9 protein-coding genes are annotated in these 10,299 nt (G+C 39.0%); 1 reads left to right on the forward strand and 8 read right to left on the reverse strand.

The window, feature by feature from the left end; translation table 11 throughout:
* From AC52RT_RS05740 to AC52RT_RS05750, 3 genes are all read right to left on the reverse strand, one after another.
* Positions 1 to 416 (reverse strand): FAD-dependent oxidoreductase (locus AC52RT_RS05740; RefSeq protein WP_495539854.1); only part of this gene is annotated, 416 nt, incomplete at its 3' end.
* 57 nt (positions 417 to 473) lie between these two features.
* Positions 474 to 1,571, reverse strand: a complete 1,098-nt coding sequence (bcd, locus tag AC52RT_RS05745) for a branched-chain amino acid dehydrogenase (RefSeq protein WP_495539855.1) — start codon at positions 1,569 to 1,571, stop codon at positions 474 to 476.
* A 207-nt stretch (positions 1,572 to 1,778) separates the two neighbouring features.
* Entirely contained in the window at positions 1,779 to 3,845 is a 2,067-nt protein-coding gene (locus tag AC52RT_RS05750; protein WP_495539856.1) for a sigma-54 interaction domain-containing protein, read from the reverse strand.
* Positions 3,846 to 3,996: 151 nt separating this feature from the next.
* On the opposite strand from AC52RT_RS05750, the gene AC52RT_RS05755 reads away from it, so the two are divergent.
* Positions 3,997 to 4,248, forward strand: coding sequence for a DUF2627 domain-containing protein (locus AC52RT_RS05755; protein WP_495539857.1), 252 nt, complete (start codon positions 3,997 to 3,999; stop codon positions 4,246 to 4,248).
* A 49-nt stretch (positions 4,249 to 4,297) separates the two neighbouring features.
* On the opposite strand, the gene AC52RT_RS05760 is transcribed toward AC52RT_RS05755, so the two are convergent.
* The 5 genes from AC52RT_RS05760 to AC52RT_RS05780 form a co-directional block, all read right to left on the reverse strand.
* Positions 4,298 to 5,032 (reverse strand): glycerophosphodiester phosphodiesterase, encoded by a 735-nt coding sequence (locus AC52RT_RS05760; RefSeq protein WP_495539858.1) that lies wholly within the window; start codon positions 5,030 to 5,032, stop codon positions 4,298 to 4,300.
* Positions 5,033 to 5,108: 76 nt separating this feature from the next.
* Positions 5,109 to 6,686 (reverse strand): flagellar assembly protein A, encoded by a 1,578-nt coding sequence (locus AC52RT_RS05765; protein WP_495539859.1) that lies wholly within the window; start codon positions 6,684 to 6,686, stop codon positions 5,109 to 5,111.
* 236 nt (positions 6,687 to 6,922) lie between these two features.
* Complete coding sequence (gene spo0A, locus AC52RT_RS05770; RefSeq protein ID WP_495539860.1) at positions 6,923 to 7,711, reverse strand: sporulation transcription factor Spo0A; 789 nt, start codon at positions 7,709 to 7,711, stop codon at positions 6,923 to 6,925.
* Between the two features lie 312 nt (positions 7,712 to 8,023).
* The gene (gene spoIVB, locus AC52RT_RS05775) at positions 8,024 to 9,322 is read right to left on the reverse strand and encodes a SpoIVB peptidase (RefSeq protein ID WP_495539861.1); all 1,299 of its coding nucleotides are present in this window, start codon (positions 9,320 to 9,322) and stop codon (positions 8,024 to 8,026) included.
* A 165-nt stretch (positions 9,323 to 9,487) separates the two neighbouring features.
* A partial coding sequence (locus AC52RT_RS05780) for a DNA repair protein RecN (protein ID WP_495539862.1) occupies positions 9,488 to 10,299 on the reverse strand: 812 nt, incomplete at its 5' end.

Below are 10,299 nucleotides of genomic sequence, written 5' to 3' on the forward strand. Positions count from 1 at the left end.
TTTTCGTTTCCGTTATTCATTTCAACTGATATGGTACCTGGCAGTGGAGAAAAAATAGACGGTCCAAGTATTCTGCCAATTCCTTCAAAAACATCAATTTTCCCCTGCTTCATTAAATGCTGAACACCTGCGTAAAGCTGATTGACAATTTTTTCTTTCCGCTGTTGAACTTTAGGGAAATCAAGTTTCACGTCACCAAGCATGACGCCATAATCTTCACTTTTTAGGGCTGTATGATAAACTTCAGCACTGCGTAATAACGCCTTTGAAGGGATACAGCCTTTATGCAGGCATGTGCCGCCGAGTTTTCCTTTTTCAACAATTGCTGTTTTTAATCCTAGTTGTGAAGCACGGATCGCAGCTACATAACCACCCGTTCCGCCTCCAAGTATTACTAAATCATATTCTTCAGCCATAATTGAACCTCCTACATTTACTAACTAATCCATTTCTTTCTCGTGATCAAAGAGTCCTTATTTACGGCGATTCAGAATATGCTTTTCATTTTGTAAAAATTGACTGCGCGAGTTTCTCATCCGTTCAATGCGTTCTTCGACCATTCGGTCAGCTGCTTTGTACGTTGGAATTCCGTCACGTTTAGCAATATTAATTACCTTTTCAATACTTGCATATACCCCTTCAACCTTTTTAAGGGCACGCTCACGATTATAACCGTATAATTCATCTGCTACATTAATTACGCCGCCCGCGTTAATCACATAATCCGGTGCATACACAATACCCATTTCATGAATTTGATCACCATGAATAGGATCCTTCAGCTGATTATTCGCTGCTCCTGCAATAACCTTCGCTTTAATTCTAGAAATCGTTTGGTCATTAATTACTGCGCCTAGCGCACAAGGAGCATAGATATCACAATCAACATCATAGATATCGTTCGGATCCACTGCCTTTGCTCCAAACTCATCAACTGCTCGTTGAACGGCTTCCTTATTGATGTCCGTCACAACAAGCTTAGCCCCTTCTTCATGCAGGTGACGCAATAAATTATAAGCAACATTGCCGACCCCTTGTACGGCCACTGTCTTGCCTTCAAGAGAATCTGTACCAAACGCAGCTTTAGCAGCTGCCTTCATTCCTCTATAAACCCCATAAGCAGTAACCGGTGAAGGATTACCTGAAGAACCGAATGCTGGTGATATACCCGTTACAAAGTCAGTTTCTTCATGAATAATATCCATATCTGCAACAGTTGTCCCAACATCTTCAGCCGTAATATATCTGCCATTTAAACCTTGGATATAACGTCCAAAAGCGCGGAACATTTCTTCATTTTTATCCTTACGAGGGTCACCGATAATGACCGTCTTGCCACCGCCTAAATTCAAACCTGCTGCAGCATTTTTATATGTCATGCCTTTGGCAAGACGAAGAGCATCCTCAATCGCTGCATCCTCTGATTCGTAGGTCCACATTCTTGTTCCCCCAAGAGCTGGTCCGAGTGTTGTATCGTGAATGGCGACGATCGCCTTTAAGCCTGATTGTTTATCCTGACAAAATAAAAGCTGTTCGTAATCATATTTCTCCATATAAGTGAAAATCTCCATTGATAAATCCCCCTCTAATGTCATGACAATTAACTGTGAGTAAATAAAACAACCTATTAGTGGTATGACCACTAATGTTAGGGCCACGCCTGTTTTTATGGCTTTATGCGTGCTAAATATAGTATGCAATTTGCATGCCAGCATACTTTTCTTCTTTTAGTGGATGTACCCACGTATTGGCATGCAATAATTAGCATACTGTGCAAATTATTGCATGCCAGTTTTTTCAAGATTATATTTTTCCATTTTATAATACAGGTTTCGAATCGAAATTCCCAGAAATTCAGCCGTTTTCGTTTTATTTTGCTTGTTTTTCTGCAGTGCCTCTTTAATTAGGCCGCATTCATAACGCTCCACCATAGAAGCTAATGGGGCGCTTGTATTCCTTATTTCAGGATTATCCTCTTTTATGGAATCCGAAGAGTCTAAGAAGTCTGGTATGTATTTCTCATCCATTATTACTTCACTTTGTTTCATAAAAATAATCGCCCGTCCTAATATATTCTCAAGCTCCCGCACATTTCCGGGCCATTCAGAATGTTTCAATCGAGAAAGAGCACCTTCTGTGATTCCTTCAATATTCCGTCCATATTCCAAATTTATCTTTTGGATAAGGTGCATCGCCAATTCTTCAATATCTTCCTTTCGTTTTCGAAGAGGAGCAATATAGATTGGCATACGATTTAAACGAAAATATAAATCTTCACGAAATCCGCCGTTTGCTATTTCCTTCTCTAGATTACTGTTCGTGGCTGCGATGACACGCACATTGATTGAGATAGGCTTCGTGCCGCCGACCCGGACAATTTCTGATTCTTGAAGAACTCTTAACAGCTTCGCTTGAAGAGAAGGGGCCAATTCACCAATTTCATCAAGAAAGATACTGCCATTATCCGCTTCTTCAAAAAGCCCTTTTTTCCCTCCGCGCTTAGCTCCAGAAAATGCTCCTTCGTCGTAACCAAACAATTCACTTTCAAGTAAGGATTCGGATATAGCAGCACAATTCACACGGACAAATTTATTGAATTTCCGCTCACTGGCATTGTGTATGGCGTGAGCAAATAGTTCTTTACCTGTTCCTGACTCGCCTCGGAGCAAAACCGTTACAGGTGTTCGCGCACTTAACTTTGCCTGTTCAATCGGCAGCTGCATTTCTTCAGATTGACCAATGATATCTTCGAAGGTATATTTCGCTTCAAGCGTTCGAATGATCTGCCGAGCCCGATTTAATTCCTGATTCAATTGACGAATTTCAGAAACATCATGAATGACCCCCACACTGCCTTTAACATGACCATCAACAATGATTGGTGCCACGTTGACTATCACTTCTTTACGTTTTTGGCCGATTTTCATATTCGTTCCCCGTACAGCTCTTCTTGTTTGGAGAACTTGCATATGCATACTATCCCCTTGATAAATATCTGCATCAGCTGGTTTCCCAATCACTTCTTCATTCGTCAACCCCGTCAGCCTCGTATATGCCCGATTGATCAGCATCCCACGGCCTTGCTCGTCCACGACTGAAATGGCGTCATCACTTGATTGAATAATGGCCTCAAGCATTATTTGAATTTCCTTCAAGTCGGTAATCTGTTCCGCTAAATCAACAACCTCCGTAATATCTTTAAAAACCGCAATCGCTCCGATTGCCTCATTTGACTCATCAAGCAATGGAATTCTTGTGGTGATAATTTTCATGCCGCTTTTTAACACATGCTCTTGATTAATTTCCCTGCGTTTTGATTGTAAAATTACAGGAAGCCTGGTATTAGGAATTATCGTCTTAATCGGTTTACCAAGGACATCGATTCTTCTTTCGCCTGTCATTCGTTCCGCACTGCCATTGAATAGAATAATATTTCCCTGTCTATCTATAACAATCATACCATCATTTGTCGTATTAAAAATTAATTCGTGCTTCGTAGCTTCGTTTTCAAGTCTATGTATTAACTCTTTCTTTTCATTAAATAACTGGGCAATAAGATAAGCGAGACTACCCGGAATGATGAGTGCCTTCCCACTGAAGACATGCACAATTTCTTTAAATACCACTTTATTTTTTGTCGCTTCAATAATTACATCTACCGATGAAGGGTCTATCTCTCGCCAGTCCGTTTTTGTAGGTATTCCTAATTTTTTGGCTAGTTGGATGCCTTCTGCCGTAATTTGCAAATCAATGACCCAAGACACAGTGAATTTGCCGCTTTCAAGCAAGAGATTTAAAATGGCACTTCCCCTTTTTCCAGCACCAACAATCATGACTGTCTGCAATCAACTTCCTCCCTGTGTGTTAAACATATCCGTGAATAATATATAAAATATTCTTATTTCTCTTCATCTTAAACAACTATAGACAGCTTGACAAATTTTTAATATACCTTATCATTTTGAGAAGGAATTCTTTTTCAGAAGGGAAACAATTATGAGACGGCTGGTGGCATTTTTAATCCTCTTCATTCCCGGAGCTTTCGCGGCATATGGAATCAAAATAATGAGGGATATGGTATTTGGTATAAAGCTTTCCCCATACCCTTTTCTTTGGCTGCAATTTCTTGTGGGACTTATTTTAATGATTGGCGGCATTGGTTTTATCGCAGGATTCGTACTACATCGTGACCGAAAGAAAAATAAAGTTCAGTCCCGTTTTAGCCAATCTATAGAAAAAAAGCAATAACTTCTCTTTACGACAAAAACCCGGCCTAACTCGGCCGGGTTTTTAGTCATTACTTCCTGCTATAATATTCCCTAATCTTCACCGCTCGTTCAGGAAAATCAGTGATGATTGCGCTGCAATTGATACTTAATAGTCTTTTAACATCTTCTTCCTTATTGATGGTATAGGGTCGTACCTGAATTCCATAGGCCATTGCATCAATGATTAACGCATCTGGTACGGAATGTATGGAAGGATGCATTCCTCTAGAACCTATTGAGCTGGCATATACCCAAGGCATATAGATCCCGTCTCGATACAATGGAGCTGTTTCAATTTCAGGAGCAAGACGCCAAGCATAAACTAGGGAATAGTGATTGAAAGACGAAAGAATTGTCCGTTCCTCTAATCCATATCCTCTAACAAGCTGGATTACTTTTTCCTCAAGTCCTGGATAGAAAAAAAGCCCATTTTTAAGTTCAATATTACATAATAAATCGGTGTGCTGAATCCATTCGAATACCTCCTGAAGACTTGGAATTGAGGTTCTTTTGACCAGCTGCTTTTCAAACTTATACCCTGCATTCAGCTTCTTCATCTCTTCCATGGTTTGATCCTTAACAAATCCACTTCCATTTGTCGTTCTGTTCAGCGTTTCATCATGTATGACTACTGGAATTCCATCTTTAGAAAGCTGAACATCAAGCTCAATTCCATCTGCGCCGCTTCGTTTTGCCTCAATGAATGCGACCATAGTATTCTCTGGATAGGTTCCTGCTGCTCCTCGATGAGCGAATATTTTCATTGTACACCCGCTCCTTTAGATAATAACGTTCAGTTATATCTATGAAGGAACAGCTCGATTTATCTAATATACTTATTTACTCGAAGTGCATATTATTATTCTCAGCAAAGAAAGTCCCTTTTATTGATTCTTTGATATTTCTTTGAAGGCTTTTTATTTCCAAATAGGTATCTGGAAACGCCATTTGTCCTATGGTCACTTCTCCATCACCTTTGATTTCAAGCATATCCATTAGATAACGCCGCTTCTCATCATGTTGGAAAATCGTAACCATTATTTGATCATAGGTTTTTTTTAATTGTTCATATTGAAACTTTTGATGAACATTTGTCTCGCCCTCTATCGAATCAAATAACTCTATTTTCTGCTTCAGCTGCTCCATCTTAAGTATATTTGCTTTGTATTCTAATAACGTTTCTTTTAAATCCTTTTCAACCTTTTTTCGATCGAACCCTGCAACCTGAATGATGGTCTTTCGTTCAAGCCGGTTCCCAACTATAGCAGCATTTACTTTCCCGCGTGCTTCTATTACCCCGCCAATTAACTTCCCGTTCTTTTCATCCGCGATAATATGATTAGCCTTTAAATGACTGCCTAACGCATAGTATCCAATATGTATCGTTCCTAAAGCTTCCAGAAAACACTCATTCGCATGTTTAACATAAATGTTTTTTCCAGCCTTCACCACGGATTTTCCTTTCCCAAAAATACCGCCTCGAATATAAATATCACCAGTAACTGATTCAATTCTGTCACAATGGCTGATTCCGTGTTCGCTTTCAATAGCCAGATCTTTTGTTGCTTTCACAGAATAATTTTCACAAACGGTTCCGTTAATGGTAATACTTCCATTGAAATCAATATTACCTGTTTCAACACCCACATCACCATTAATGATCAAATGATCGCCAACTTGTATTTTCCCGCCCAGCGTTTCGACTACGCCATCCCTTAAAGCCCGAAGAACAATTTTCCCATTCTCTTCGCACGCTTCAACAGTCTTCTGATCAAATACTAACTTTTTGTTTTTCCCATTTTTTTGGACGACGTATTCTCCGGTAATCGTTTTCCCAGGTGTGCCCTTTGTTGCTGGAATTTTTTCACCCAGCCAATCTCCAGTTTTCACTTCATCTAAAAAATTCATATCATAATAGTCTGCTTTTCCATCTTCCCTGATTGTGGGTTTTCGGACAGAGCGTTTAAAATAGGTGATAACCGCATCTAGTCCGTCAACGGGCTCTATTCCCCTTGCAATTAAAACTTCCTTGTTAACAGCCATTTGACCTGAAAGGATGTCCATCATGATTCCTTCCTTGACTGAATGATTATGTAAACAGTTTATAATTTCCGACGTGAAATAGGTACGTTCGTTCCTTATAGCCTCTTCCGTACAATTTAACGTAATAAACGCGGACATTTTATCCTCAGCAACCGTACATTCTATTTCTGGTTTAAGATCACCAATATGCACCTTCTCGCCGTAGCCAGAAGTAATTGCCAATCTTAATTCCTTAAATCGATTCAAATTAATCCGCGGGTGTTTAGCGATAAGTTCATTGAAGGTAAGTAAGGAGAATCCCTTTTGGTACATTGTTATGTATAACACATGATTTACTTCTTCTAGTAAAAAATACCCATTCTTTTCGATTTCCATAAATGATTCCTTTCTACCATTGTATACAACTATATTACCATATTAAGGAGAATTAGATGAGTAATCTAAAGAATATTTTGGCAGATTAAATAAAAAAAAAGCCAACAACTAAGTTGACTTCTATCGTCCCACTGACTACCGTACATCGAGCTTATAAAAGACCAGTGAATCATTCACATTCAATGGTCAATCTTAGGTGAATGGATTACTAAATGTTGTAAAGCCTTTTACCTTTTTCAAGAAGCCTTATGCTCGAGGCGCAATTTGTCTGCGACCATGGCGATAAACTCTGAATTAGTAGGTTTTGCTTTCGTCATGGACACTGTATATCCGAATAACGTTGAAATGGATTCTATATTCCCACGGCTCCATGCCACTTCGATTGCGTGCCGGATTGCCCGTTCTACACGGCTTGCGGTTGTGTTATATTTCTTAGCGATATCAGGATATAGAACTTTCGTAATCGATCCAAGTAATTCAATATCGTTATAGACCATGGAAATAGCTTCTCGCAAATATAGATAGCCTTTAATATGAGCTGGAACCCCAATTTCATGAATGATACTTGTTATACTTGCATCAAGATTTTTTGGTTTTTGCTCAACAGGGCTGCGATAATTAAAGTGGGAGGATTTTTTTAACATGGATTCTCTGCCGCTGACTTGACGGATATGCCCCGCCAAGTTTTCCATATCAAATGGCTTCAAAATAAAATAAGATGCGCCTAAATCAACAGCCTTTTTGGTTACATCTTCTTGACCAAAAGCAGTAAGCATAATTACACTTGGCATTTTATTGCGTCTCTGATCACGTAATTTCTCCAGAACAGCCAGTCCATCTAAATGAGGCATAATAATGTCCAAAATCAAGATATCGGGTTCGATTGTTTCTAATAAACTCAAGCAATCTTGACCGTTATGTGCAACCCCAATTACTTCCATATCTTCTTTGGCTGAAATATACTCTTCCAATAACGAGACGAGTTCCCGGTTGTCATCTACGACACACACCTTAATTTTATCCACGTTAAAATTCCTCCTCAACTACAATTGGTCATTTTTTCTAATTATCTATATAATCATTGTAATTGAACTTTTCGACAATGAAAACTATATTCCCTTTATTTTAGGGTAATTTATAGGAAATCTTTATTTTTCTCGTGTTCTCTCAAGTTTTCGACGTTATTCGCTCTGACCTGTTGGTTTTGTCGAATAATCTCTTATTACCGTATATTAACACATAACAAGTGAAAATGTGAAATTTCTCTATAAGTAAAAATCTGAATGTTCCGTGATAACAAGAATGGCTGCCGAAGATTTCTCGGCAGCCTTTGGGTGTTAACTTGCTTTTGACTGAGTTTCTTCTTTTTCATATATATTGATGCCCGCATCGTTAAGCATCCATTCAATATGAACTCCATATCCACTCGTTGGATCGTTAACAAACACATGAGTTACTGCACCAATAAGCTTCCCATTCTGGATAATTGGACTGCCGCTCATACCTTGAACAATTCCGCCTGTTTTAGCTAAAAGCTCTTTATCGGTGACCTTGATCACCATTCCTTTAATGGCCGGAAACTTTTGTGGGATGGTACTAACAATTTCGATATCATACTCCTCCACAGTCGATCCATCTACAACGGTCAATATCTTAGCAGGACCTTCCTTCACTTCATGTGAAAGTGAAATGGGAAGTGGTTTATTTGCTGTCAATTTATTATCATTTTTTCCGTTCATTTTTCCAAAGATGCCAAATGGACTATTTCGGTTAATGGTTCCAATTACTTCGCGATCAGGGGAAAATCGAGCGAGTTTCTCACCAGGCTCGCCGTTGCTTCCTTTTTCTATGGAAGTCACTGTAGAACGAACTATTTCCCCATCTTTTACGATGATTGGTTTCTTCGTATCCATATCCGAAATCACATGCCCGAGTGCACCATATTTTTTTGAATCAGGGTGATAGAAAGTCATGGTCCCGATTCCTGCTGCTGAATCCCGGATATATAAACCGAGCTTAAAACTGCCTTCATTTTTATCTTTCAGAGGCTTAAGTGTTGTGTCAATGGTCTCATTTTCTCGGTTAATAACTAGTTGCAGCGGCTTGCCGCTTTCACCTGCTTGCTGGACAAATGGAGTCACATCTGACATTTTCTTTATTACTTGTCCATTAATCTTCGTGATAATATCTCCAACCTCTACCTTGGCACTTTCACCAGGTGATCTTTTCCCTTCTTTGGTATCAACCAGATGGTGACCCACTACAAGTACTCCTAGTGTATTCAGTTTGACGCCTATTGATTGTCCGCCGGGAATAACCTTAAAATTCTTTAGAACTTGTACATCAACCTTTTTTATCGGAAAACCCGCTACATCAAATAATACTTGATTTTTCCCAGGCTTCTCTCCACCTACAGTTAAAGCTGAATGATCATTTTGGATAGATATGCTATTATCTGGAGAAAATACAGTTGCAGAAACGGGCAATGCCTTAGAAAACGTATAGTGATCCCCTTCGAAAAGTACAACTTTTCTGGGAATAGTCATAAATTCACGGAATGGCTGATATAACCCAAGTGTTAGTAGCGAAATAAGGAGAATTCCACCGATGATTTTTCTAATCCATTCTTTTTTCAAGCTGTTTTCTCTCCTCCTCGCGATATAAATGGCTACCCCTTTAATTTTGCCTTTGCAGCAGTCATTTATAACCCAAGGATAAAATAAAAGCTATCCGTTTTTGGATAGCTTTACATTGTTTATAAAATTCAATTATGATTTCTGTTGGTGCTTATAGGACAAAGCCTATTTAACATACTTTTTTTGATCTGCCTGAAGGATTAATTCACGAGCATGTTCCTTCGTCAAGTTGGTAATTTCGACTCCTGAGATCATGCGGCCGATTTCTTTAATTTTATCCTCTTCATTTAATGATTTCACTGATGTATTTGTTCGGCCATCTTTGATATTCTTCGCAATAAACAAATGAATATCAGCCATTGCCGCTACCTGAGGCAAGTGGGAAATACATAACACTTGTGAGCCTGAAGCAACTTGATGAATTTTTTCTGCAATGGCTTGGGCGACTCTTCCGCTGACTCCAGTATCGACTTCATCAAAAATAATGGAAGTAATCCCCTGATGTTTAGAGAAAATGCTTTTCAGGGCAAGCATAATCCGTGATAATTCTCCGCCAGAGGCAATTTTTGATAGTGGTTTTAACGGTTCACCGGGATTCGTTGACAAATAAAATTCCATACTGTCAAGACCGTTTTTCCCCACTTCGTCCGCGTCTGTAAAGGTAAACGCTGTTTTATGGAAATGTGCTTCAAAAATCGTTTTTTCCATATACAGCTCTTGTAACTCCTTCTGAATATGATCAGTAAGCTGTTTAGCATAGGTTTGCCGAAGTTCCGATAAATTCTTCGCTTCTACAAGTAAATCAGCTCGTATAGATTTAATTTGAGCTTCCAGTTTAACGATATGCGTTTCACGGTTTTGCAAAGTTTCAATTTCCTCTTCAATCATCGAACCATACTCAACGATTTCTTCAATGGTTTTCCCATATTTACGTTTAAGCTGATTAATTTCATTTAAACGGCTTTCTATCAAATCGA

This window comes from Peribacillus sp., assembly GCF_059453735.1.